The organism is Pseudomonas wayambapalatensis (genome assembly GCF_049942315.1).
Taxonomy (GTDB): domain Bacteria; phylum Pseudomonadota; class Gammaproteobacteria; order Pseudomonadales; family Pseudomonadaceae; genus Aquipseudomonas; species Aquipseudomonas wayambapalatensis.
In genome coordinates, this window is the sequence record NZ_JBNFMU010000235.1 from 24,591 (window position 1) to 48,784 (window position 24,194).

Genomic DNA, 24,194 nt, shown 5'->3' on the forward strand with positions numbered 1-24,194 from the left:
GGAGAAACACCCATGAGCATTACTCGTTATGGCACGGGTAGCATCGCCGGTGGCGGCCAGCCCCGTCCTTTCGCCCGCGCGGTCGAGGCCGATGGCTGGCTGCACGTGTCAGGCCAGGTGCCTGCGGTGGATGGCGAAATCATCGTCGGCGGCATCGTCGAGCAGACCCACCAGACCATGCGCAACTTGATCGCCATCCTCGAAGAAGCCGGCTATGGCCTCGAAGATGTGGTGCGCGCCGGCGTATGGCTGGAAGATCCGCGGGACTTCTGGAGCTTCAACAAAGTCTTTTCCGAGTACTTCAAGCCCGAGCATGCACCGGCCCGGGCCTGTGTGCAGGCAAGCATGATGGTCGACTGCAAGGTCGAGATCGATTGCATCGCCTACAAGAAAAAGGGCTGACGCGCGGCGGCGCTTGTAGGCGCCGTCGAAGGCTGCAATCTTTTGCCGATCGCAAGCACGCGCAGCCTGCGCCAGCGCCTACGAACTAGCATGGGAACACTGAAATGACCGAAGACACTATCAAACGCCGGGCTCGTGGCTTGGACCGGGCGTTCGATATCCTCGATTACCTCAAGGAAGTCGGCCAGCCCCTGCGGCCGAATGACATCGCCAATGGTATCGGCAGCCCGAAGTCCACGGTCTACGAACTGGTCGCCTCGTTGCTCGAGCGCCGGATCCTGGAGCAAGTGGGCAAGGACGGCCATGTCTACCTCGGTCGTCAGCTGTATTTTCTCGGGCAGGCCCACCTGCGGCATTTCGACCTGACGCGCGAGGCCGATCACGCGTTGCAGGAAATCGTCAGCCAAACCCGTGAAACCGCACAGATGTGCCTGCTCAACGGGCGCAAGTACACCGTTGCGCTGATGCGCGAAGGGGAGCGGCACTTCCGCATTTCCTCGGACATCGGTGAAGACGCCCCCATCCCCTGGACCGCCTCCGGGCGGCTGTTGCTGGCGCACCTGAGCGACCAGGCGATCGTCGACCTGATCGACCACGACGACTTCATCCTGCCCGATGGCGAGCGCCTGCCGCTGGAGCAATTCCTCAAGGAGATCCGCCAGGCTGGCATCGACGGCTTCTTTTCCTTCGACAGTGTTGCCGACACCTTTACCCATTGCTTTGCCGCGCCGGTCAAAGACCGTGACGGCGTGGCCATCGCGACCCTGTGCATCGTCGCCCCGCGGGCCGATGCCAAGAACAACTACAACGACTATCGCCGGGTGTTGATCGAAAGCGCCAACAGCCTGGCCCGTCGCATCAATGAATGACCGTGGCCGTTAGCGGCTGCGCGTGAGGAGTGAGAGCATGTCTTCTGCCTTGAACATCGCCGCCGTGGAAAAGGGTGCAGGCCAACCCGGCGCCAGCCTGGTGCGCGACGTAAGCCTGCCGGCGCTGGTGCTGCACCGCGAAGCGCTGGAGCACAATATCCGTTGGATGCAGTCGTTCGTCAGCGACAGCGGCGCAGAGCTGGCGCCGCATGGCAAAACCAGCATGACGCCAGCGTTGTTCCGTCGCCAACTGGACGCCGGTGCCTGGGGCATCACCCTGGCCACCGCGGTACAGACTCGCGCCGCCTACGCCCATGGCGTGCGCCGGGTGCTGATGGCCAACCAATTGGTGGGGGCGCCGAATATGGCGCTGATCGCCGAGTTGCTGGCCGACCCTGCATTCGACTTCCACTGCATGGTCGATCACCCTGACAACGTCGCCGACCTTGGGGCGTTCTTCGCTGCACGCGGTCTGCGCTTGAACGTCATGATCGAGTACGGCGTGGTCGGTGGCCGTTGCGGTTGCCGCAGCGAAGCCGAAGTGCTGGCGCTGGCCGAGGCGATCAAGGCGCAGCCGGGACTGGCCTTGACCGGCATCGAAGGCTACGAAGGGGTGATTCACGGCGACCACGCGGTCAGCGGCATTCGTGCGTTCGCCGCGTCGCTGGTGGAGTTGGCCGTGCAACTGCAGGACAGCGCGGCGTTCGCCCTTGACCAGCCGATCATCACGGCGTCGGGGTCGGCCTGGTATGACCTGATCGCCGAGTCCTTCGAAGCGCAGAACGCCACGGGGCGCTTCCTCAGTGTGCTGCGCCCCGGCAGCTACGTGGCGCATGACCATGGTATCTACAAGCAAGCGCAATGCTGTGTGCTCGATCGCCGCAGCGACCTGCACGAGGGCCTGCGTCCGGCGCTGGAGGTCTGGGCCCATGTGCAGTCCTTGCCGGAGCCGGGCTTCGCGGTGATCGCCCTGGGCAAGCGCGACGTGGCGTATGACGCCGGGCTGCCGATGCCATTGCTGCGCTACCGGTCCGGTGTGGTGCCGGCGGTTGGCGACGATGTCAGTGCCTGCACGGTAACGGCCGTGATGGATCAGCACGCATTCATGACGGTAGCGCCCGGGGTGCAATTGCGGGTCGGCGATATCATCTCGTTCGGCACCTCCCACCCGTGCCTGACCTTCGACAAGTGGCGCACCGGGTGCCTGGTGGATGAGCAGTTGAACGTCATCGAAAGCCTGGAAACCTGCTTCTGAGGTCTGAGGCCGCAGCCCTTCCGTCACCTGTGAAACAGCAGAACCATCGAGAATCCACAACCATGAACAGCATCAGCAGGCTCGGCCCCGGTATCGCGCGTATCGCGTTGATCGGCGAGTGCATGATCGAGTTGCAGCAGCGCGCTGACGGCAGCCTGCAACAGGGCTTTGGCGGCGATACCCTGAACACGGCCGTCTATCTGTCACGTGAAATGGGTGATGGCGCCAGTGTGGATTACGTCACCGCGCTGGGCGATGACAGTTTCAGCGATGCCATGTGCCAGCGCTGGTCCGACGAAGGCATCGGCCTGGGCATGGTCCAGCGCTTACCGGGTCGCTTGCCCGGTTTGTACTGCATCCAGACCGATGCATCGGGAGAGCGTCGTTTTCTCTATTGGCGCAACGAAGCCGCCGTGCGCGATTGCTTCACCACGCCAGCGGCGGCCCCGATTCTGGCGGAGCTGGTGGCTTACGACGTGCTGTATTTCAGCGGCATCACCCTGGCGGTGCTGGGTGAGGCAGGGCGCACCAAACTCATTGAAACGCTGATCGCGGCGCGACAACGGGGCGCGCGGGTGGTCTTCGACAACAACTACCGGCCGCGCTTGTGGAGCACGGTGGAGCAGGCCCAGGCGGCGTACCGCGAGGTGCTGCCCTATGTCGATTTGGCACTGTTGACGGTGGACGATGAGCAGGCCCTGTTCGGGTTTGCCGATTGCGCAGCGGTGTTCGCGGCCTATGCGCAAATCGGCACGCCTGAAGTGGTCCTCAAGCGCGGCGCTGAGCCGTGCCTGATTCGCTGTGACGGTGCCTCGTTCGAGGTCCCGGCGCAGCGCGTCGAGCGCGTCGTGGACACCACGGCGGCCGGGGATTCGTTCAGCGCGGCGTATCTGGCCAGTCGGCTGCGTGGCGCCAGCCCGGAACAAGCGGCAGAAGCGGGGCACCGCCTGGCGAGCCGGGTGATTCAACAACCGGGGGCGCTGATTCCCCGAGGCTGAATGGCCTCCGGGCCAGATGACTGGCCCGGTTTGAACCTGCCATGGCCGCGCGCAACGCGTCGAGGATGAAAATCCGCCAGGGCTAATTTCAAAAATAACGACCCGCCATGTCTCTGTGCGACAACCCTTACCTCATGACGAAAATTAGTTTCACGTCATTTGAAAAGGCTTAACGGAAATGTTTTATGACTTTCACAAAACATTCGACGTGACCCTTTCGAGGAGTACCGCATGACCCTGTCCCCCGGCTACCCGGCCGACGTGGCGATCCCGCAGCGCGCGGCGGAAGGGATCGACGGGGTGCGGGTCAACGGTGTGTTGAGTTACCGCGACGGCCAGGCCAACGGCAGAAGGGAAGGGCGCTTCCTCGCGCGCGAGGGCGATTTGCGCGAGGGCTTCAGGTAACGCGCAGACCAGCGCAATGCGTTGAGGTTGCCAGGTGCCTGGAGGCACTCATTCATACGTGATCCATCTTTTGTCGCGGGGTGCTCCTGTAAAGGGGCATGGATGAATGTGGAAACCCTTCAGTTTTGTCAGGCGCGTGCGGGGTCGTTTGAATGGCGGCTCTTTACCCGTACTGAACGGAGCTGGTCATGACGCAAAATCACCAACCTTTGATGGGCTGCTACTTCCGATCCTGGCGCGACACTGTAAATGGGGTGGAGGGCAACTGCTGTTCCATGGCGGATCTACCCGAGGAGGTGGATATCGCCTTCGTGTTTCCCAATGGCGAAGAGTCGCCGCTGTTCTGGGAAAAGCTGGAGAGCGACTTGATTCCCGCCCTGCACGCCAAGCAGATCAAGGTCGTGCGCACGTTGTTCATCGATGAACTGATCAACCCGGACTTTGCGGATTCGCCGCAAGGTTACCAGGACCTCGCGAACCATCTGCAGCAACGTTTCCTCTGCGTCCCCGGACTGGACGGACTGGACATCGACCTTGAAAAAAAACTGACGCCCACCCAGCGTGCCAAGGCGCAGGCCGTCTCGCTGCTGCTGGCCGAGCGCTTGAAGCAGAGCGGCAAACTGTTCATCTACGACACCAGTGAATTGGGTGACATGGAGCTGCTGAGCGCCTTGGCGCCGTCGCTGGACTACCTGCTTTTCCAGGCTTACGGACAGAGCCCGGAGCGAGTGCAAGCACACTTCGACAGACTGTTCTGCGGCTTCCTCGCACCGGAGAAATTCATGGTCGGCTTCTCGTTCTACGAGGAGCGTGGAACCCGCTGGGGCGATACCGCTGCTGATTTCGACGGCAGCAGGGCGCGCCAGTACGCGGAGTGGGTTCCGACCCAAGGTAACAAGGCAGGGATTTTCTCCTACGCCGTCGACCGTGATGGCGTCACGGAGGGCGACGATAACCTGCAACCTACCGATTACAGCTGGACCCGGCGGCTCAAGCAGCTCAGCCGCTGATGCATCGCCGATGCCCGCGCAGGTGGCGCGGGCATCTTCCTGCGCTGCACTACACCGGCGCTTTATCGCTACAGCCCGTCGAGCGCAGCCTGGGCAAAGTACGCATCCAGTTCTGGGGTTGCACCGCTGATGCCGATACCGCCGATATGCTTGCCGTTCCTGTCCAGGATCGGCAGCCCGCCCTCCAGCAAGGTGAAGCCCGGCAAGGATGCATAGGGGTTGGCCGGGTGTGCGCTGCTGCGCTCGCTCAGCGAGCGTGTCGACAAGGGAAAGCGGGCAGATGTCGCCGCTTTGAGTTGTGCCACCTGGATGCTGCCGCTGCTGGTGCCGTCCATGCGGTGGAAGTGCTTCAGGTTACCGTGGTTGTCGATGATGCTGATCACGATCGCGTAGCCTCGGGCGATGGCTGCACGTTCAGCGGCCGCCGTTATTTCTCGTGCCTGTTGTGAAGTGAGAGGCAGGGGCGCGTCTTGGCCAGGTGTCGCCTCCGAGGCCGCCGCGAAGCTTGGGAGAGCAGCGCCTGAGCTGGCGATGAGCATGGCGAGAAGCAGATTTTTGATACCCATTGCGAGTGATCCGTTTTTCGGAAAACCCGGCAAGTTAGCGGCTTTTCAGTGGCTTTGGTGTAGCCCATTTCCGAAAGCGCTGGACGGACAGCGGGGCTACGAGGGGACCTTGCCGTGACCGCAAAGCGCGAGCGTGCGGAGTGCCGCTCGTAGCGCCAGCGGCCAAAACCTGGGGCAAGTTTGACATGTGTCATCGCACCTTTTCGTTTCTTGGCTAGTCTTACATGTTGGCGGCCAACAAACCGCCGCCCGTGATATCCGAGAGACGCCGGCAACGTCCCGTGCGTCCAAACCTGATCAGGAGTGCACGATGGACCTGAACCGTCGGCAGTTCTTCAAGGTCGCCGCCGTCGGCCTTGGAGGCTCGAGTCTCGCGGCGTTGGGCATGGCCCCGACAGCCGCGTTCGCCGAGCAGGTGCGCCACTTCAAGCTGGCGCACACCAAGGAAACCCGCAACACCTGTCCCTACTGCTCGGTCGGCTGCGGTCTGATCCTGTACAGCCAGGGCGATGCGGGCAAGAACGTCAAACAGAACATCATCCACATCGAAGGCGACGCTGATCATCCGGTCAACCGCGGCACCCTGTGCCCCAAAGGCGCCGGGCTGCTCGACTTCATCCACAGCCCCAGCCGCCTGCAATACCCCGAGATGCGCAAGCCGGGCAGCCAGGAGTGGGTGCGGGTCAGCTGGGACGAGGCGCTCGACCGCGTCGCCACGCTGATGAAGCAGGACCGCGATGCCAACTTCATCGAGAAGAACGCCCAGGGCCAGACGGTCAACCGCTGGCTGACCACGGGCTTCCTCGCGGCGTCGGCAGCGTCCAGCGAAGCAGGCTACCTGACTCATAAAGTCATCCGTTCACTCGGCATGCTGGGGTTCGACAACCAGGCGCGTGTCTGACACGGCCCGACGGTGGCAAGTCTTGCCCCGACGTACGGCCGTGGCGCGATGACCAATCACTGGTCTGACATCGCCAACGCAAACCTGGTGCTGGTCATGGGCGGCAACGCAGCCGAGGCTCACCCCTGCGGGTTCAAATGGGTGACCGAGGCCAAGGCGCACAACAAGGCGCGCCTGATCGTGGTCGATCCGCGTTTCACCCGGACCGCTTCGGTGGCGGACTACTACGCGCCGATTCGCACCGGCAGCGACATCGCCTTCATGGGCGGCCTGATCAACTACCTGCTGACGACCGACCAGATCCAGCACGAATACGTGCGCAACTACACCGACGTGTCGTTCATCGTCAAAGAGAACTATGGCTTCGAAGACGGCCTGTTCAGTGGCTATGACGCGGCCAAGCGGATCTATGCCGACAAGTCCGGCTGGGGCTACGAGCTGGGCGAGGACGGTTTCGCCAAGGTCGACCCGACGCTGCAGCACCCGCGCTGCGTGTTCCAGTTGATGAAGCAGCACTACAGCCGCTACACGCCGGAAATCGCCAGCATGACCTGCGGCATGCCCCAGGACCAGATGATGAAGGTCTGGAAAGAGATCGCCACCTGCGCCGTGCCGGGCAAGACCATGACGATCCTCTACGCCCTGGGCTGGACCCAGCATTCGATCGGTGCGCAGATCATCCGCAGTGCGGCGATGGTCCAGCTGCTGCTGGGCAACGTCGGCATGCCCGGCGGTGGGGTCAACGCCCTGCGCGGGCATTCCAACATCCAGGGCCTGACCGACCTGGGGCTGCTGTCGAACTCGCTGCCAGGCTACCTGACGCTGGCCGGCGACGCCGAGCAGGACTACGCCGCGTTCATCGACAAGCGCGCCTCCAAGCCGCTGCGTCCGGGCCAGCTCTCGTATTGGCAGAACTATGGCAAGTTCCATGTCAGCCTGATGAAGGCCTGGTATGGCGCCAACGCCACCGCCGAGAACAACTGGGGCTACGACTGGCTGCCCAAGCTCGATGTGGCGGCCTACGACGTGCTGCGCATGTTCGAGATGATGAGCCAGGGCAAGGTCAATGGCTACATGTGCCAGGGTTTCAACCCGATCGCCGCGCTGCCGGACAAGAACCGCGTCACCGCGGCGCTGGGCAAGCTCAAGTGGCTGGTGGTCATGGACCCGCTGGCCACCGAGACATCGGAGTTCTGGCGCAACGCCGGGCCTTACAACGATGTCGACACGGCCAATATCCAGACCGAGGTGATTCGCCTGCCCACCACCTGCTTTGCCGAGGAGGACGGCTCGCTGGTCAACAGCAGCCGCTGGCTGCAGTGGCACTGGAAGGGCGCTGACGGCCCCGGCGAGACGCGCACCGACGTACAGATCATGAGCGAGCTGTTCCTGCGTCTGCGTGAGCGCTACAAGTCGGAAGGCGGCGCTTACCCCGACCCGATGCTCAACATCAGCTGGCCGTACAAGATCCCCGACGAGCCTTCCCCCGAAGAGCTCGCCAAGGAGATGAACGGCTGGGCGGTGAGCGACATGACCGACGCCAGTGGGCTGGCCATCAAGGGCGGCCAGCAGTTGTCGGGCTTCGGTCAGTTGAAAGATGACGGCAGCACAGCATCCGGCTGCTGGATCTTCGCCGGTTGCTGGACCGAGCAGGGCAACCAGATGGCCCGGCGCGACAACAGCGACCCCTACGGCATGCATCAGGTGCAGAACTGGGCCTGGGCCTGGCCGGCCAACCGCCGCATCCTCTACAACCGCGCCTCCAGCGACCCGCAGGGCAAGCCCTGGGATCCGCACAAGAAGCGCCTGGTGTGGTGGAACGGCAAGGCCTGGGGCGGCACCGACGTGCCGGACTTCAAGGTCGATTCACCGCCTGAAGCGGGGATGAACCCGTTCATCATGAACCCCGAGGGCGTGGCGCGCTTCTTCGCCATCGACAAGATGGCCGAAGGGCCGTTCCCAGAGCACTACGAGCCGTTCGAGACGCCGATCGGGATCAACCCGCTGCACCCTAACAACAAGAAGGCCACCAGCAACCCGGCAGGCCGGATCTTCGATTCGGTGTGGGACACCCTCGGCAAGCACGAGGAGTTCCCCTACGCAGCGACCACCTACCGGCTGACCGAGCACTTCCACTTCTGGAGCAAGCACTGCCGCCTGAACGCGATCATTCAACCCGAGCAGTTCGTCGAGATCGGCGAAGTGCTGGCCGGCGAGAAGGGCATCAAGGCGGGGGATCGGGTACGGGTGTCGAGCAAGCGCGGGCATATCGAGGCGGTGGCGGTGGTGACCAAGCGGATCCGTCCGCTGCAGGTCAACAACCAGACCGTGCACCAGATCGGCATCCCGCTGCACTGGGGTTTCACCGGTTCGACCCGGCATGGCTACCTGACCAACACCCTGGTGCCGTTCCTCGGTGATGGCAACACCCAGACGCCGGAGTCCAAGTCGTTCCTCGTCAACGTGGAGAAGATCTGATGGCCCAGCAAGATATCATCGCCCGCTCGGCCACCACGACCGTACCGCCTTCGGTACGCCAGCAGGAGCAGGTCGCCAAGCTGATCGACACCACCAAGTGCATCGGCTGCAAGGCCTGCCAGGTGGCGTGCTCGGAGTGGAACGAGCTGCGTGACGAGGTCGGCCACAACCATGGCACCTACGACAACCCGCAGGACCTCACCGCCGACACCTGGACCCTGATGCGCTTCACCGAGCACGAGCGCGACGACGGGAACCTGGAGTGGCTGATCCGCAAGGATGGCTGCATGCATTGCGCCGACCCTGGCTGCCTCAAGGCCTGCCCGAGCCCCGGCGCGATCATCAAGCACGCCAACGGCATCGTCGACTTCAACCAGGACCACTGCATCGGTTGCGGCTACTGCATCACCGGCTGCCCGTTCAACATCCCGCGGATCTCGCAGAAGGACCACAAGGCCTACAAGTGCAGCCTGTGTTCCGACCGCGTGGCCGTGGGCCTGGAGCCGGCCTGCGTGAAGACCTGCCCGACCGGGGCGATCGTCTTCGGCAGCAAGGACGAGATGAAGGTGCATGCCGACGAGCGCATCGTCGACCTCAAGTCGCGCGGCTACGAGAACGCCGGCCTGTACGACCCGGACGGTGTCGGTGGCACCCACGTGATGTACGTGCTGCACCACGCCGATACACCCAGGCTGTATGCAGGCCTGCCGGACCAGCCGGTGATCAGCCCACTGGTAGGGTTGTGGAAAGGCATCAGCAAACCGCTGGCGCTGCTGGCCATGGGCGCGGCGGTCCTGGCCGGGTTCTTCCACTATGTGCGGGTCGGGCCGCAGCGGGTCGAGGAGGACGAGCATCCCGCTCCGACCGATACCAGCGTGCACCAGGTGGATCCGGCAGTGCACGTCTATGACCCGGGCAAGCCCGGCGGGCAAGGGGAGCAGCGGCCATGAACGACAACAAGCCTATCCTGCGCTACAACGCCAACGAGCGGACCAACCACTGGATCGTCGCGATCCTGTTCTTCATGGCCGGGCTGTCGGGCCTGGCGCTGTTCCATCCGGCACTGTTCTGGCTCAGCAACCTGTTCGGTGGCGGCCCCTGGACGCGCATCCTGCACCCCTTCCTCGGGGTGGCGATGTTCGTGTTCTTCCTGGGGCTGGTGATCCGCTTCTGGCGGGCCAACTTCATCACCGCCAACGACCGCCTGTGGCTGCGCCGTGTAGATCGGGTGATGCGCAACGAGGAAGAGGGCGTGCCGCCGATCGGCAAGTACAACGCCGGGCAGAAGCTGCTGTTCTGGACCTTGCTCGTGTGCATGCTGATCCTGCTGGTCAGTGGCGTGGTGATCTGGCGCGCCTGGTTCAGCCAGTACTTCGACATCGGCGCGATCCGCCTGGCCACCTTGCTCCATGCCCTGGCGGCGTTCGTGCTGGTGCTGAGCATCATCGTGCACATCTATGCCGGGATCTGGATCAAGGGCTCGGTCGGCGCCATGCTGCATGGCTGGGTCAGCCGTGCCTGGGCACGCAAACATCATGAGCTGTGGTACCGGGAAGTGACCGGCGACAAGACGCCACACAACCCCGGACGGAAAGAAGGATGAGCGCTTGAGCACGATTCTCGAACCCGGGCAGATCGAAGCATCGGCGGTAATGCCGCCATTTCTTCACCAGCCCGCCGACAACCTGTTCGAACTGCGCGCGGCGCGACTGGAGCAGCTTGCCCAGGGCCATGCCCTTGGCGACTACCTGAGGTGGGTCGCGCGCCTGTGCCGGGTGCAGCAGCACCTGCTCGACAACCCACCGGGCGGGGTGCCGGTGGCCGAGGCGCGTCAGCGACTGTGCATCAGCCACGGCCTGCCGCCGCTGGCCGCCGACAGCCTGGTGCGAGAAGGGCCGTGGCTGGTCTGGTTGCAGGCGTTGCTCGATCGCTTCGAGGCACCGGGGCAAGGCGCCTTGGCTGATGCGTTGGAGGCCCTGCGCAACAGCGACGAGGCCCAGCGCAAAGGCTGGGGCATCGCTTTGCTGAGCGGGCAGTACGATGCCGTGCCCGCCGCACTGGTGCCTTTCATCGGCGCCGCACTGCAGGCTGCCTGGGCCAGTTGGCGCCGGGCCTTGCCCAGCGATGAACTCAAGCCCGGCGGCAGCCTCGCGCAGTGCCCCTGCTGCGGCGCGCCGGCGATGGCGGGCCTGGTACGCAACCGGGGCAAGCACAACGGGCTGCGTTACCTGGCCTGTTCGCTGTGCGCCTGCGAGTGGCATGTGGTGCGGGTCAAGTGCGTGTATTGCGAGTCGAGCAAGGACTTGCGCTACTCCAGCCTGGAAGATGACCGCCATGCACCGGGCAAGGCGCCGCTGCGGGCGGAGTGCTGCCCAGGATGCAACACCTACCTCAAGCACTGCTACCTGGAAAATGACGCGATGGGCGAAGCACTGGCCGATGACCTGGCCAGCCTGGCGCTGGATATCCGCCTGGACGAGGAGGGCTTTCATCGGCTGGCGCCGAACCTGATGTTGGCGCCTGGAGGAGGATGAGGGTCTACACTGCTACACCGAGTCGCCCCTATCGCGGGGAAAGTCGCAGCGGCGAACCGCCGCTCCTGCAATGACCCCGCCACCTTTGCGGACGACGGGCAACCTGTAGGAGCGGGCTTGCCCGCGAAAGGGCCATTACAGACACCGGATCAACCAAGGTAGTACCGCATGTCGTCAAGCCTCGCCAATCAAGCGCCACGCCTGCCCTCCATAGACACCCTGCTACGCCATCCCGCCTGCCAGCCCTTGCTCGATCGCCATGGCCGCGACGCCACCCTGGCCAGCCTGCGTCAACTGCTCGACGACCTGCGCGAACCCGCTCGCCTTGGCCAGTTGAGCGCCGTCGAACTGGCTGCCGAAGTCCTGCTTGGCCGCTCCGGCGAGCGCCTGGCGATTCAGCAGCGCAGCCAGGTGCGAAGGGTCTACAACCTCACCGGTACGGTGCTGCACACCAACCTCGGTCGCGCCCTGTTGCCGGAAGAAGCCGTACAGGCGATGCAGACCGCCGCCCGTTATCCGCTCAACCTCGAATTCGACCTGGCCACCGGCAAGCGTGGCGACCGCGATGACCTGATCGAGGGCCTGATCCGCGAGCTGACCGGCGCCGAGGCGGTCACCGTGGTCAATAACAACGCCGCTGCCGTGCTGCTGGCGCTCAACAGCCTGGGCGCGCGCAAGGAAGGGATCATCTCCCGTGGCGAGTTGATCGAGATCGGCGGCGCCTTCCGCATCCCCGACATCATGGCCCGTGCTGGCGTGCGCCTGCACGAGATCGGCACCACCAACCGCACCCATGCCCGCGACTACGAGGCGGCGATCAATCCGCGCACCGGCCTGTTGATGCGTGTGCATTGCAGCAACTACAGCATCCAGGGCTTCACCACTCAGGTGCCGACCGCGGAGCTTGCGCGCATCGCTCACCAGCATGAGCTGCCGCTGCTCGAAGACCTGGGCAGCGGCAGCCTGCTCGACCTCACCCGCTGGGGACTGCCCGCCGAGCCGACGGTGCGCCAGGCGCTGGCCGACGGCGCCGATATCGTCACCTTCAGTGGCGACAAGCTGCTGGGTGGTCCGCAGGCGGGCATCATCGTCGGGCGCAAAGAGCTGATCGCCAGGATCAAGAAGAACCCGCTCAAGCGCGCGCTGCGTGTGGACAAGATCACCCTGGCGGCGCTCGAGGCGGTGCTGGCGCTGTACCGCGACCCCGATCGCCTGGCCGAACGCTTGCCCAGCCTGCGCCTGCTGACCCGGCCCCAGGACGAGATCGTCGCCCAGGCGCAGCGCCTGGCGCCCGAACTGGCTGCGCGACTGGGCGGGCAGTGGACGGTCACGGTCGAGCCCGCATTGGGCATGATCGGCAGCGGCAGCCAGCCGGTGGCACGGCTGCCCAGCGCGGCGCTGTGCTTGCGGCCACAGGTCTCGAAGAAGCTGCGTGGGCGCAGCCTGAGGGTGCTGGAGCGCGCCCTGCGCGAATTGCCGGTGCCGGTGCTTGGGCGCATCGATGACGATGCCTTGTGGCTCGACCTGCGTCAGCTGGATGACGAAACCCAGTGGCTGGCGCAGTTGCCGGCGCTGCAACTGGGGCCGGTGCAGTGATCGTCGGCACCGCCGGGCATATCGATCACGGCAAGACCGCGCTGCTCCAGGCCCTGACCGGCCAGGCCGGCGACCAGCGCCAGGAAGAGCGCGCCCGGGGCATGACCATCGACCTCGGCTATCGCTATGCGGCGCTGGCCGAAGGCGAGCCGTTGACCGGCTTCATCGACGTGCCCGGTCACGAGCGTTTTATCCACAACATGCTCGCTGGCGCCCAGGGTATCGACCTGGTGCTGCTGGTGGTGGCCGCTGACGACGGCGTCATGCCGCAGACCCGCGAGCACCTGGCGATCATCGAGCTGCTGGGCATTCCCCAGGCGCTGGTGGCGATCAGCAAATGCGACCGGGTCGAGGCGTCGCGGCGTCTTGAGGTCCAGCGGGAGGTCGATGCGCTGCTGGCGCCCGGGCCCTATGCGGGCGCTCGGCAGTTTGCGCTGTCCAGCGTGACCGGGGAAGGCGTCGAGGCGCTGCGCCAGGCCTTGGTCGAGGCCCGCGCGCAGGTGCAGCGGCGTGCTACGCAGGGCGGTTTTCGCCTGTCGATCGACCGCGCTTTCGCGGTTTCGGGCGCGGGGGTGGTGGTCACCGGCACGGCACTGGCCGGCCAGGTGCGTGCGGGTGACACGCTGTTGCTGGGCAAGGCGGGCAAGCCAGTACGGGTACGTGGCCTGCATGCGCAGAATCAGGCTGCGCTGGTGGCCGAGGCCGGGCAGCGGGTGGCGCTGAACATCAGTGCCGAGCGCCTGACCGTGGAGCAGGTGCACCGTGGCGACTGGCTGGTGCCCGAGTGGCTGCATGCGCCCAGTTCGCGTATCGATATCGAGTTGTCATTGTTGCCGGGCGAGACGCGCACCTTCGAGCATTTCAGCGCGGTGCATGTGCACCTCGGCACCCAGGACGTGACGGCGCGGGTGGCGCTGCTGGAGGGCGAGGCTCTGACGGCAGGCCAACGCATGTTCGCTCAGTTGCTGCTCAACGCACCGTTGCAGGCTGTGCATGGCGACCGCCTGGTGCTGCGCGACCAACGCGCCCAGCGCACCCTCGGCGGTGGCCAAGTGCTTGATCCTTTCGCCCCCAGCAGACAGCGCCGCAGCGAGTCGCGCTTGCGCCAACTGCAGGTGCTGCGCGATGCCCGCGACCTGGAACAGGCCCTGCCGGCCCTGTTGGCGGCAGCGCCCGCCGGGCTCGACCCGCAGCGATTGGAGCGCCAGTTCAACCGTCTGCGTGACAGTTGGCGGTTGCCCGATGACGTCCAGGTGATTGCCACCCGCCAGGGGCCGTTGCTGTTCGATCGTCAGCAATGGCAGGCGCTCAGGCGTGAAGTGCTCGTGCAACTGGCGCGGTTCCACGAGCAGGAGCCCGACCAGCTTGGCCCCGACCGCGACCGCCTGCGCCGCTTCTGTGCCTTGCCGCTGGAGCGTGCCGCTTTTGTCAGCCTGCTGGACGAGTTGCTCGGTGAGGGCGCAGTCGCCAGCAGCGGCCCGTGGTTGCACCTGCCGGATCACAAGGTGCAGTTGAGCGACGCCGATACTGCGCTTTGGGAGCGTCTGCAACCGCGTTTGCTGGAAGGCGCGTTCGATCCGCCCTGGGTCAGGACCTTGGCTGCAGCCGAGCAGGTGGAGGAAGCCCAAGTGCGCCTGCTGATGCGCAAGTTGGCGCGGCTGGGATTGCTGCACCAGGTGGTGCGCGACCTGTTCTACCCGCAGGAGACGATCCTGCGCATGGCCGAGATGCTGTTGCGGCAGACACAGGACACGCCGGTAGTGCAGGTGGCGGCGTTTCGCGATATGTTGGGCATCGGTCGTAAGCGCAGTGTGCAGATTCTCGAGTACTTCGACCGGCTCGGCCTGACCCGCAGGGTTGCCGAGCAACGTCACATCCGCGCCGACAGCGCGCTGGCCCGGCAGCAGGCCAGGCCCTGAGTTCAAGGAAGGCAATCGCGCCCGGTGGCGCGGCCGGGCTTCAAACCCGGTTGGGGACGGCAGCCGTTCCCGGGCAGGTTCGACTCCCGCTGCCTTCCGCCATTTTCGCCAGGCCCATTCGCGGGCAAGCCCGCTCCCACAGGTACAGCACAATTCTCAAGAACTGTGGAAAACCCTGTGGGAGCGGGCTTGCCCGCGAAGAGGCCATGACAGGCTGAAACCTAAGCCCGCTCCCCACACAGGTCCAATGCAAACCACCGCTCTGCGGCCTCCACATCCAACCCAGCCCCCAACAGCGCGAACATCTTGCCCAGCGCCGCTTCGCGAGTCATCCCGCCACCACTGACCAGCCCGGTATCGCGCAACTTGCTGCCAGCGGCGTAAGTATCGAACACCACTGCTCCTTCGGGACACTGGCTGATCGCGACGATCATCACCCCACGCCGACGCGCGTCATGCAGCGCATCGAGCAGTGCCTGGTCATCGGAGGGCCCGGTGCCGCTGCCATAGCACTCCAGCAGCAAGCCCTGCACACCGGCCTCGCATAACCCGCGCAGGTAATCTGCACACAGCCCCGGGAACACCGGCAGCACCGCCAGCTTCACCGGTTGGCGCACCTGGCGGTAGTCCAGGCTGGCCGGGATCTGTGCTGCGCGCTCGCCTTCGCGATGGCGCTCCATCACGGTGAACGCATCGAAGGCTTCGCTGCGCAGTTTCGAGGCGCGGCAGCCGTGGAGCAGGTGGCCGTGGAAATACAACTGCACGCCGTTGCCCAGGCCCTGCTCGAAGTGACGCAAAGCACCGACCAGGTTGTCCCAGGCGTCGCTGTCCGGCGCACCGGCCGGCAGCATGGAGCCGGTGAGCAGGACCGGCACCTGCAGGCCGAGCAGCAGGAACGACAAGGTCGCGGCGCTGTAGGCCAGGGTGTCGGTGCCATGCAGCACCAGCACGCCGTCATGGCCGTCATGCTCGACCGCCTCGACGATGGCATCACGCATCGCCAGCCAGTTGGCCTGCTGCATGTTGGCGCTGTCGATCAGCGGGTTGAGCTCGCGCAAGGTCCATTGCAGTGTCGGCGCGTTCTTGCGCTGTGCCAGGTGGTCACGCATGCGTGCATCGAAGCCACCCGCCGGCGCCAGTCCCGCGGGGGTCTGCAGCATGCCGATGGTGCCACCTGTGTAGAGAACGAGGAGATTCTTGACTGCACCCATGGAAGGATTCCGAAGCGAGGAGCGAAGGAAAGCCGGCCGCCCACGAGCGGGGCGGCCGGACAGGGCAGGGTATCAGCGCTGGTGCTGAAGTTCGCCAGCCGCTTTGTCAGTGGCTGTTTCAGCCTGAGGATTGGCTGGCCAGGCGGCGCGGTCCAGGTCCAGGTCGGCAAATTTGCTGGAGTCGAACACTGGCTGCTTGATGCCAGCCTTGCGCTGTACATCGTAGTCGCGCATCACGCGCAGGCCGACCTTGAACAGCAGGGCCAGGGCGACCAGGTTGACGAAGGCCAGGCAGGTCATGGTGATGTCGGCGAAGGCGAACACGGTCGACAGGTCCTGCATCGAACCCCAGACCACCAGCGCCAGCACCAGGCCACGGAAGACCATCAGCACGACACGGTTGCGGCTCAGGAACTGCAGGCTGTTCTCGCCCAGGTAGTAGTTGTAGAGGATGCAGGTAAAGACGAACAGCGACAGCGCGACGCTGACGAAGATGCGGCCCCAGTCACCGACCACGGCGGCCAGCGAGTTCTGGGTCAGGACGATACCGTCGCCCTCGAAGCCCGGGGTGTAGAAGCCCGACAGTAGGATCAGCAGCGCGGTGCAGGTGCAGATCACGAAGGTGTCGAGGAACACGCTGAAGGCCTGGACCACGCCTTGGGCGCCTGGGTGCTTCACCGCAGCCACTGCAGCGACGTTCGGGGCACTGCCCAGGCCCGCTTCGTTGGCGAACACGCCGCGCTTCACGCCCATGACGATGGCGCTGCCGAGCAGGCCGCCAAAGGCTGGGTCGAGGCCGAAGGCGCTCTTGAAGATGGTTTCCAGCATGGCTGGCACGTGTTCGATCTGGGTGCCGATCACGTACAGGGTCACGCCGATGTAGGCCAGGGTCTTGATCGGGACCAGCAGGTCCGAGACTGCGGCGATGCGCTTGATGCCGCCGATGAAGGTGATGGCCAGCAGCACTGCCAGGACGATACCGGTTTGGCGTGGGTCGAAGGCAAAGGCGTTCTGCAGCGAATGGGTCACGGTGTACGACTGCAGGCCGATGAAGGCGAAGCCGTAGGTGACCAGCAGCAGGATCGAGAACACGATCGCCATGCTCTTGAGCTTCAGGCCGTGCTGGATGTAGTAGGCCGGGCCGCCGCGGTACAGACCGTCACCGTCGGCGCGCTTGTACACCTGGGCCAGGGTACATTCGAAGAAGCTGCTGGACATGCCCACCAGTGCGGTGACCCACATCCAGAACACCGCGCCTGGGCCGCCCAGGGTCACGGCGATGCCGACACCGGCAATGTTACCTGCACCGACGCGGCCGGCGAGGCTCAGCATCAGGGCCTGGAACGAGCTCAGTTGGCCAGCCTGGCCGCGCAGGGACTCCTTGAACACGCCGAACATGTGGCCGAAGTGGCGGAACTGGACGAACCGGGAACGAATGGTGAAGTAGCTACCGAGCCCGACGATCAGGACGATGAGCAGTTTTCCTGAAAGGAAATCGTTAAGTGCTTCGAGCATTGGAAAATGACCTCGATTCTTATTCTTCGTGTGGAGTGACCAGCGGCGGCAAGGACGCGCGCTATCGTTGGCGCGCATGGTTGGTCATGACACCTGTGGTTACAATTTCGCGGGTTGCTCTGTTTTGGTGCGACTTGATGCTAGACTTGCACCACTCGCATCACCTGGAACGCCGTTCATGGCCGATTTTCTAGCCGCCAATCTCAAACTCGCCTGCAGTCACTACCGCTCTATTTCAGAGGTTTGCCGACAGCTGTCGATCAATCGCGCGCAATTCAACAAGTACCTGAGCGGGCAGAGCCAGCCGACGACCTACAACCTCAAGCGCATCGGCGATTTCTTCGGGGTCGAGGATTACGAGCTGAATCTGCCGCCTGAGCAGTTCGCCCGGCTGATCGGAGCGCGCAACCCGTCGGTGTCGTCAGGCCCGCAGGAGGACCCGATCAGCGAGCTGTTCAAGCCCTTGCATGCCCAGGCCGGCAATCTGTCGCGCTATTGCGGCTACTACTTCGAATACTCCAACTGCATGTCGGTACCGGGCTCGATCCTGGTGTCGCTGGTGCACCTGTGGGAGGAGCGCGGCAGCTTCCTGTTCGAGCGCCAGGAACGCCAGGAGCGCAGCAGTGCCAGCCAGCATGCGGAAGTGCGTTGCCGCTACCTGGGTGCGGCGTTCCAGTTGCAGGACCGGATGTTCCTGATCGACTACGAGTCGCTGACTCTCAACGAGATGAGCCAGACCGTGCTCATCCCCAGCTTCAAGAGCCGCATCACCCGCCTCAACGGTCTCAAGACCGGGGTTTCCAGCGGTGACCGGCGCAACCCTGCCTGCACTCGCGTGGTGTGGGAGTTTCTTGGTGAGGAGATCAACCGAATCAATGCCTATCGCCAGGTGAAGCTCTATCGCCCGGATGATCCGCGCATCGACGACGACATTCGCGACCGGCTCGGCGCCGGGGCGATCAGCAATGGCTTGTTCGAGATCGAATAGGGCATCGGCTCTACTTGCCCGCGAAAAGCAAGCCACGGTGCCCAACCTGTCACCCCTGGTCGAGAATGAACGCCGCCACCGCATCGGCCACCTGATCGGCAATTTCCGGTGCATCGCGCAGGTGCGCGGCGATTCCGTGGTCGCAGTCGGTCAGCAACAGGCACTCCACATGGGGCGCCGGCACCGAGCGCAGCAGCGCATGGGTGACTTCCTCCGGGATCGGGCTGTAGCGCTGCACACCGCGCAGCAGGCGGGTGCCGGCCGACGTGCCGGGGCCCTGGCCGTGGGTCTGGGAGTTGAGCCCGTCGTACTCGCCGATCACCAGCAGCACCCGCCCCTGGAACTGGCGCAGGAAGGCGTAGCTGTCACAGTCGAGAAAGGCGTAGGGCTTGCGGATCGCCGCGCTGAAGGCCGGCCCGAACGGCGCGTCGTGGGCGTCATCGGGGTAGACAGCCGGGCAGATCAGCACCAGCTTGTCGATGTCTGGCAGTTGCGCCGCAAGCTTGAGGGCAATCGCGCCGCCCAGGCTGTGGCCGACCAGGGTGCGGCAGCGCTCGGCGATATGCCGGTGGAAGCGCCGGGCCTCCTGCAGGTTGATCGCCAGTGTCGGTGCGCTGGCGCCGGGCTCGCTCGCCTTGCTGTGGCCGGACAGGTTGCCGGTCAGCGAACCGATGCCCTGGCGTTGCAGGCGATAGAGCAGCGGGTTGAGGCGGGTGAAGTCCGAGCGTGCACCGCCGACCACGAACAGCGGCGGTGCCCGCTCGCTGTCGGGCAGCAGCAGGCGTGCCTGTTGCTGATAACCGTCGAAGGCTTCGTCGATGAAGCCTTCGGTGCCCGGCGCGGGTTCGTCGTACTGCCAGGTGCTGCGTTGCTCGGAGGTGTTCGCGAAGTCCATGGCGCTCCTTAGAGGAACTGATGTTGCAGCCATTCGCCGAGCGGGTTGCCTGCGCCAAGCAGCAGCTTGAGGGCCATGATGCAGCACACGCAGACCAGCAACGGCTTGATCAGCCTGGGCCCGAAATGCACCGCGCAGCGTGCGCCCAGTTGCGCACCGATGAACGCGGCACAGGCCATCGCCAGGGCCAGGGGCCAGATGATCGCCCCGCTCAGCGAGAATACCGAGAGGGCGCCCAGGTTGCACGCGGCGTTGAGCAGCTTGCTGTTGCACACCGCGCGCAGCAGGTGCTGGCCGAGCAGGATCACGCAGGCGAGCATGAAGAACGAACCCACCCCGGGACCGAACACGCCGTCATAGAAGCCGATCAGCGGTGCGGCGGTCAGGCAGAACACCGCGTTGGAGATCTTCGCCTTGCGCTCGTGCTCGTCGGGCTTGGGGCTGAAGGCGAAGTAGGCCGCCACCAGGATCAGCAGCACCGGCACACAGGCCTGCAGGAACGTCTTGGGCACCAGGCTCACCGACAGCGCCCCGAGGGCGCCTCCGGTGAAGGCCATGGCGGCCATGGGCAGGCCGCGTTGCCAGTCGATCATGCCCTTGCGGGCGAAGGCGACGGTGGCCGACACCGTCGCCGAGGCCGCCTGGAACTTGTTGGTGGCGATGGCCGCCAACGGGTCGATGCCGGCGACGAACAGTACCGGCAGGGTGATCAGCCCGCCGCCACCCGCGATGGCGTCGAAGAAGCCGGCCATCAGCGCCACCGACGCCAGGGTCAGCAGCAGGGAGACATCGATTTCCATCATTACCGCACGTTCCTTTTATTCAGCCGCGCACCAGCAGCGGATCCGGAGTGATCACCCGAGGTTGGGCGAAGGGGGAGTAGCCGAACAGCCGCACCAGCAGGCGACGGTTGTCCTGGACGATGTCGCGACCATGCAGGGCGCGGTTGTTGTTGATCACCAAAGCAGTGTCCGGTTGCAGCACGAAGGGCCGTGGCCGTGTCTCGGCGACCCGTTGCTGGAAGGCGTCGAAGGCCTGGGCGGCGAGGTCGCTGGCCTGGTCGTTGAGCGAGAACCGGTACGAGTTATAGCGCAGGGCGAAGCCGCCATTGGCGTCGAACTGCAGCATCGCGGTGGCCTGCTCCGGTTCGCCGCTGCCGGCGACGAAGCAGTCGCTGCGGGTGAAGTCGAACGATGCCGAGGTCAGCGCCAGCGCATGCAGGCTGCCCAGGCCTTCGATGACCTCGCGCATGGGGATGACGTGGGTAGGCTCGTTCGCCGGGTTCCAGCGCGCGGTGAGGATCAGTGCAGAGGGCGCAGGCGAATGGTCATCGCGAGCGATCACCGAGCAGTTGTACGGAGCTTCGGTGTGTGGGCCCAGGCGCAGACCGGCGTGGGAGCTGAGTTCCACGCGGGTGTCGCGGGTTTCCTCCGGGCGCGGCTGGCTGCCGCCGCCCTTGAAGTTGCCGACCAGACGCACCTGCTTGCCTTCGTTGTCGATATCGAAGGCGAACGCCCGGTAACGCACCAGTTCCAGCAGGATCTGGTTGCGCGAGGCCAGGTAGAGGCAGCGGGGGTCGTGCTCCAGGCCCTGCAGTTCAGGCAGGTATTCGGGAATGGGGTCGTCGTCCGGGCTGGTCATGCCGCGGTACATCAGTGCCGACAGCGTGCCGTCGGCGAAGCGCCGCAGTGTTGCCTGTTGCTGGGGGGCGAGCGATCCTGCCAGCGTTTCGGCAGATTGCCGTGCCTTGCCAGCCGCCCCGAAGACTTCCGGGCCGCCAAGTCGGGCGAGGGATTGACTGGCGACGAACAGCGCATCGGCTTGGTCCTGGGTAAATTCCAGGTACGCGACTTCGGAATCCTGCATGGGAAACCTTCCTTGTTATTGTTGTGTTGGCGTTCCGTGCCGGCCGACAGCTGGAGTGCGTTGGCCTGACTGCGGTGAATACAGTCTGTAGTGGCCAACTGCCGCGCAGTATCGGGTAGTTTCCGAAGGCGCAAAAGAGGGGCGAGAAAATTTCACGGCTGTGAAGCGTTGTGAAGAACGAAGCAGGCACGCCATGGTGATTCTCCTGATTGTCGGGTGCGCACACGGGGCTGCCATGCCCCGGCTTCTGCTATTAGTTCAGGGTTTTCGTCTGCCGTGGTGCAAGACCGGTTTTATGTGAGCGACAGAGAAATCTTCGATGCCTATTGGAAATTTCCCACACAAAGACAAGCGAATCCCAAGGGTTGGACTTCCCCAGGCGGAAACCGCAAAATGACCCCTTTCCCTTAATCGATCTGAGCGGACCTGCTGACTCTATGCGTATGCGCCTGATGCTGTTGGGTGGTGGCAATGCCCTCGGGCAAGCGCTGATTCGTCTTGGGGCCGAGGAAGACATCGCGTTCCTGGCTCCGCGCCCGCCGGACGAGGGCTGGGATCCGGCCAGCCTCACCCAGTTGCTCGACGATCACCGCCCCGACACCCTGGTCAACCTGGCCTATTACTTCGACTGGTTCCAGGCCGAGTCGGTCAGCGAACAGCGCCTGGCCCTTCAGGAGCGTGCCGTGGAGCGTCTGGCCGAACTGTGCCAGCACCACGAGATCACTCTGGTCCAGCCCTCCAGCTACCGCGTGTTCGACGGTTCGCGCGCCACTTCCTACAGCGAGAAGGACGAGCCGGTGCCGCTGGGCCTGCGTGGCCAGGCGCTGTGGCGTATCGAGCAGAGCGTGCGTGCGGCCTGCCCGCAACATGTGCTGCTGCGTTTCGGCTGGGTGCTGGACGAAAGCCTTGACGGCGCACTCGGGCGTTTCCTGACTCGCGCCGAGCAACCGCAGGAGCTGCTGCTGGCCGATGACCGCCGCGGCAACCCGACGCCGGTGGACGACGCTGCCAGGGTGATCCTCTCGGTGATCAAGCAGCTGGACTGCGACGCGCCGCTGTGGGGCACCTACCATTACGCCGGCAACGAGGCGACCACACCCTTGGCGCTGGGACAAGCTATCCTTTCCGAGGCAGCGCAGTGGCACAAGCTGGCCGTGCAGGCCCCCACCGCACAGGCCCACGCCGCGCGTCCGGATGCCAGCGAGGAGCCGCAGCATGCGGTGCTGGCCTGCAAGAAGATCCTTCACACCTTCGGCATCAAGCCCCGTGCCTGGCGCGCCGGCTTGCCGCCCTTACTGGACCGTTTCTATCGTCATGGCTGATGCCCCCATCCTCATTACCGGCGGAGCTGGTTTCATCGGCTCCCACCTGTGCGATGCGCTGCTCGACAAAGGCTATGCGGTGCGCATTCTCGATGATCTGTCCACCGGCAAGCGCAGCAACCTGCAGATCGACCATCCGCGCCTGCAACTGATCGAAGGTGATGTTGCCGACACTGCACTGGTTACCCGTGCAGCCGCCGGTTGCGCAGCGGTGGTCCACCTCGCTGCGGTTGCGTCGGTGCAGGCGTCGGTGGACGACCCGGTCAAGACCCACCAGAGCAACTTCATCGGCACCCTCAATGTCTGCGAGGCGATGCGCATCAACGGTGTGCGCCGGGTGCTGTTCGCCTCGAGCGCGGCGGTCTACGGCAACAATGGCGAAGGCCAGTCGATCACCGAGGACACGCCCAAGGCGCCACTGACGCCTTACGCCGTGGACAAGCTGGCTGGCGAGCAGTACCTGGACTTCTACCGCCGCCAACATGGGCTGGAGCCGGTGGTGTTCCGCTTCTTCAATATCTTCGGACCGCGCCAGGATCCCTCTTCGCCGTACTCGGGGGTGATCAGCATCTTCTGCGAGCGTGCGACCAAGGGCTTGCCGATCACCGTGTTCGGCGATGGCGAGCAGACCCGCGACTTCCTCTATGTCGGCGACCTGGTGCAGGTGATGGTGCAGGCGCTGGAGCAGCCGCAGGTGGAAGAGGGCGCTGTGAACATTGGCTTGAACCAGGCGACTTCGCTGAATCACTTGCTTGCGGCATTGCAGCAGGTGGTTGGCAGCTTGCCGACGATCAGCCATGGCCCGGCGCGCGCGGGGGATATCCGCCACTCGCGGGCGGACAACCACCGGCTGTTGGCGCGTTTTGATTTTCCCCAGGCGACCCCGATCGCCGAGGGGCTGGCGCGTTTGTTGGGCAAAGACTGACAAACACGCTGACCTTGCAGGTACTTCACTGATCTCCAGGACAGTGGAGTACCCGCGAACAGGCCCTGACAGGCCAGAACACCTTCAAGCCCGCCGACAATCCTCTGGCCTCAGCAACCGCCCATCCCGCGCCCGCACTTCCAGCTTCGCCACAGGTTCGCCCTTGGCATTGTCCAGCAGCACCGAACGCGCCTCGCCCGCCTCGAACTGAAAGCGCTCCCCCCACTGACGCAGGCCCACCACGATCGGAAACACCGAGCGGCCTTTCTCTGTCAGCACATATTCCTTGTACGCACTGCCATCCGACGCCGGCTGCAGTTCCATGAGCCCTGTTTCCACCAGCAGCTTCAGTCGCGTGGCGAGGATGTTCTTCGCCAGCCCCAGGTTCTTCTGGAACGCGCTGAAGCGGCGCAACCCATCGAACGCGTCGCGCAGGATCATCAGTGCCCAGCGGTCGCCGAGCACTTCGAGGGCTCGGGCCACGGGGCATCGGCTGTTGTTTTCGTCGAGCATCGCTCATTCCGGATCTGTCACTGTGG

The 24,194-nt window shown here is 64.7% G+C and carries 21 protein-coding genes, 1 tRNA gene and 1 pseudogene; 16 read left to right on the top strand and 7 right to left on the bottom strand.

Annotated features, from left to right (window positions below; translation table 11 throughout):
* Nucleotides 1-12: 12 nt before the first annotated feature.
* The 6 genes and pseudogenes from ACPZMI_RS24290 to ACPZMI_RS24315 all read left to right on the top strand — a co-directional run bounded on the left by ACPZMI_RS24290 (nt 13) and on the right by ACPZMI_RS24315 (nt 4,939).
* Entirely contained in the window at nt 13-402 is a 390-nt protein-coding gene (locus ACPZMI_RS24290; RefSeq protein WP_426353210.1) for a RidA family protein, read from the top strand.
* 104 nt (nt 403-506) lie between these two features.
* Nucleotides 507-1,271 carry an IclR family transcriptional regulator gene (locus ACPZMI_RS24295; RefSeq protein ID WP_186709495.1) on the top strand — a complete coding sequence of 255 codons (765 nt, stop codon included), beginning with the start codon at nt 507-509 and terminating at the stop codon, nt 1,269-1,271.
* Nucleotides 1,272-1,308: 37 nt separating this feature from the next.
* A complete protein-coding gene (locus ACPZMI_RS24300) occupies nt 1,309-2,526 on the top strand; it encodes an amino acid deaminase (RefSeq protein ID WP_426353211.1) in 1,218 nt (405 codons plus the stop codon).
* A gap of 62 nt (nt 2,527-2,588) precedes the next feature.
* A complete protein-coding gene (gene kdgK / locus ACPZMI_RS24305; RefSeq protein ID WP_186709497.1) occupies nt 2,589-3,524 on the top strand; it encodes a 2-dehydro-3-deoxygluconokinase in 936 nt (311 codons plus the stop codon).
* 255 nt (nt 3,525-3,779) lie between these two features.
* Nucleotides 3,780-3,929, top strand: a pseudogene (locus tag ACPZMI_RS24310) (D-aminoacylase); the annotation flags it as partial.
* A gap of 212 nt (nt 3,930-4,141) precedes the next feature.
* Nucleotides 4,142-4,939 carry an EndoS/ChiA family endoglycosidase gene (locus ACPZMI_RS24315; RefSeq protein WP_426353225.1) on the top strand — a complete coding sequence of 266 codons (798 nt, stop codon included), beginning with the start codon at nt 4,142-4,144 and terminating at the stop codon, nt 4,937-4,939.
* Nucleotides 4,940-5,007: 68 nt separating this feature from the next.
* Here the strand turns inward: ACPZMI_RS24315 and ACPZMI_RS24320 are convergent, their stop codons facing one another.
* Nucleotides 5,008-5,505 carry a GlcG/HbpS family heme-binding protein gene (locus tag ACPZMI_RS24320; protein WP_426353212.1) on the bottom strand — a complete coding sequence of 166 codons (498 nt, stop codon included), beginning with the start codon at nt 5,503-5,505 and terminating at the stop codon, nt 5,008-5,010.
* Nucleotides 5,506-5,815: 310 nt separating this feature from the next.
* Here ACPZMI_RS24320 and fdnG point away from each other — a divergent pair, with 310 nt between their 5' ends.
* The 7 genes from fdnG to ACPZMI_RS24355 all read left to right on the top strand — a co-directional run bounded on the left by fdnG (nt 5,816) and on the right by ACPZMI_RS24355 (nt 15,035).
* On the top strand, nt 5,816-8,884 hold the full coding sequence (gene fdnG / locus ACPZMI_RS24325) for a formate dehydrogenase-N subunit alpha (protein ID WP_426353213.1): 3,069 nt from the start codon (nt 5,816-5,818) through the stop codon (nt 8,882-8,884).
* Nucleotides 8,884-9,834 (top strand): formate dehydrogenase subunit beta, encoded by a 951-nt coding sequence (gene fdxH, locus ACPZMI_RS24330; RefSeq protein ID WP_054893573.1) that lies wholly within the window; start codon nt 8,884-8,886, stop codon nt 9,832-9,834. Before fdnG ends, fdxH begins: the two co-directional genes overlap by 1 nt.
* Nucleotides 9,831-10,487 carry a formate dehydrogenase subunit gamma gene (locus tag ACPZMI_RS24335; RefSeq protein ID WP_186670281.1) on the top strand — a complete coding sequence of 219 codons (657 nt, stop codon included), beginning with the start codon at nt 9,831-9,833 and terminating at the stop codon, nt 10,485-10,487. The genes fdxH and ACPZMI_RS24335 overlap by 4 nt, the downstream gene beginning before the upstream one ends.
* A 4-nt stretch (nt 10,488-10,491) precedes the next feature.
* Nucleotides 10,492-11,418: a formate dehydrogenase accessory protein FdhE gene (gene fdhE / locus ACPZMI_RS24340; protein ID WP_186720287.1), complete on the top strand. Its 927-nt coding sequence runs from the start codon at nt 10,492-10,494 to the stop codon at nt 11,416-11,418.
* Nucleotides 11,419-11,586: 168 nt separating this feature from the next.
* Nucleotides 11,587-13,014, top strand: coding sequence for an L-seryl-tRNA(Sec) selenium transferase (gene selA / locus ACPZMI_RS24345; RefSeq protein WP_426353214.1), 1,428 nt, complete (start codon nt 11,587-11,589; stop codon nt 13,012-13,014).
* Nucleotides 13,011-14,933, top strand: coding sequence for a selenocysteine-specific translation elongation factor (selB, locus tag ACPZMI_RS24350; protein WP_426353226.1), 1,923 nt, complete (start codon nt 13,011-13,013; stop codon nt 14,931-14,933). Before selA ends, selB begins: the two co-directional genes overlap by 4 nt.
* A 6-nt stretch (nt 14,934-14,939) precedes the next feature.
* Nucleotides 14,940-15,035: transfer RNA gene (locus tag ACPZMI_RS24355), tRNA-Sec, on the top strand.
* A 119-nt stretch (nt 15,036-15,154) separates the two neighbouring features.
* On the opposite strand, the gene ACPZMI_RS24360 is transcribed toward ACPZMI_RS24355, so the two are convergent.
* Both ACPZMI_RS24360 and ACPZMI_RS24365 read right to left on the bottom strand, forming a co-directional pair.
* The gene (locus ACPZMI_RS24360) at nt 15,155-16,144 is read right to left on the bottom strand and encodes an asparaginase (RefSeq protein WP_426353215.1); all 990 of its coding nucleotides are present in this window, start codon (nt 16,142-16,144) and stop codon (nt 15,155-15,157) included.
* 72 nt (nt 16,145-16,216) lie between these two features.
* Complete coding sequence (locus tag ACPZMI_RS24365) at nt 16,217-17,659, bottom strand: alanine/glycine:cation symporter family protein (protein ID WP_186670288.1); 1,443 nt, start codon at nt 17,657-17,659, stop codon at nt 16,217-16,219.
* 178 nt (nt 17,660-17,837) lie between these two features.
* Between ACPZMI_RS24365 and ACPZMI_RS24370 the strand changes: the two genes are divergently transcribed.
* Nucleotides 17,838-18,647, top strand: coding sequence for a helix-turn-helix domain-containing protein (locus ACPZMI_RS24370; RefSeq protein WP_426353216.1), 810 nt, complete (start codon nt 17,838-17,840; stop codon nt 18,645-18,647).
* A 49-nt stretch (nt 18,648-18,696) separates the two neighbouring features.
* On the opposite strand, the gene ACPZMI_RS24375 is transcribed toward ACPZMI_RS24370, so the two are convergent.
* Genes ACPZMI_RS24375 through ACPZMI_RS24385 form a run of 3 tightly spaced genes read right to left on the bottom strand, consistent with a single transcriptional unit; the run spans nt 18,697 to nt 21,408 of the window.
* On the bottom strand, nt 18,697-19,542 hold the full coding sequence (locus tag ACPZMI_RS24375) for an alpha/beta hydrolase (protein ID WP_186670292.1): 846 nt from the start codon (nt 19,540-19,542) through the stop codon (nt 18,697-18,699).
* A gap of 8 nt (nt 19,543-19,550) precedes the next feature.
* A complete protein-coding gene (locus tag ACPZMI_RS24380) occupies nt 19,551-20,345 on the bottom strand; it encodes a TSUP family transporter (protein WP_186670293.1) in 795 nt (264 codons plus the stop codon).
* Between the two features lie 19 nt (nt 20,346-20,364).
* Nucleotides 20,365-21,408, bottom strand: coding sequence for a Fe(II)-2OG oxygenase family protein (locus ACPZMI_RS24385; protein ID WP_186670294.1), 1,044 nt, complete (start codon nt 21,406-21,408; stop codon nt 20,365-20,367).
* 437 nt (nt 21,409-21,845) lie between these two features.
* On the opposite strand from ACPZMI_RS24385, the gene ACPZMI_RS24390 reads away from it, so the two are divergent.
* Together ACPZMI_RS24390 and ACPZMI_RS24395 are read left to right on the top strand one after the other, a co-directional pair.
* A complete protein-coding gene (locus tag ACPZMI_RS24390) occupies nt 21,846-22,730 on the top strand; it encodes a sugar nucleotide-binding protein (RefSeq protein ID WP_186670295.1) in 885 nt (294 codons plus the stop codon).
* Entirely contained in the window at nt 22,723-23,655 is a 933-nt protein-coding gene (locus tag ACPZMI_RS24395; protein ID WP_063542505.1) for an NAD-dependent epimerase/dehydratase family protein, read from the top strand. Before ACPZMI_RS24390 ends, ACPZMI_RS24395 begins: the two co-directional genes overlap by 8 nt.
* Nucleotides 23,656-23,739: 84 nt before the next feature.
* Here ACPZMI_RS24395 and ACPZMI_RS24400 read toward each other — a convergent pair whose 3' ends face one another.
* On the bottom strand, nt 23,740-24,168 hold the full coding sequence (locus tag ACPZMI_RS24400; RefSeq protein ID WP_186670296.1) for a winged helix-turn-helix transcriptional regulator: 429 nt from the start codon (nt 24,166-24,168) through the stop codon (nt 23,740-23,742).
* Nucleotides 24,169-24,194 lie beyond the last annotated feature (26 nt).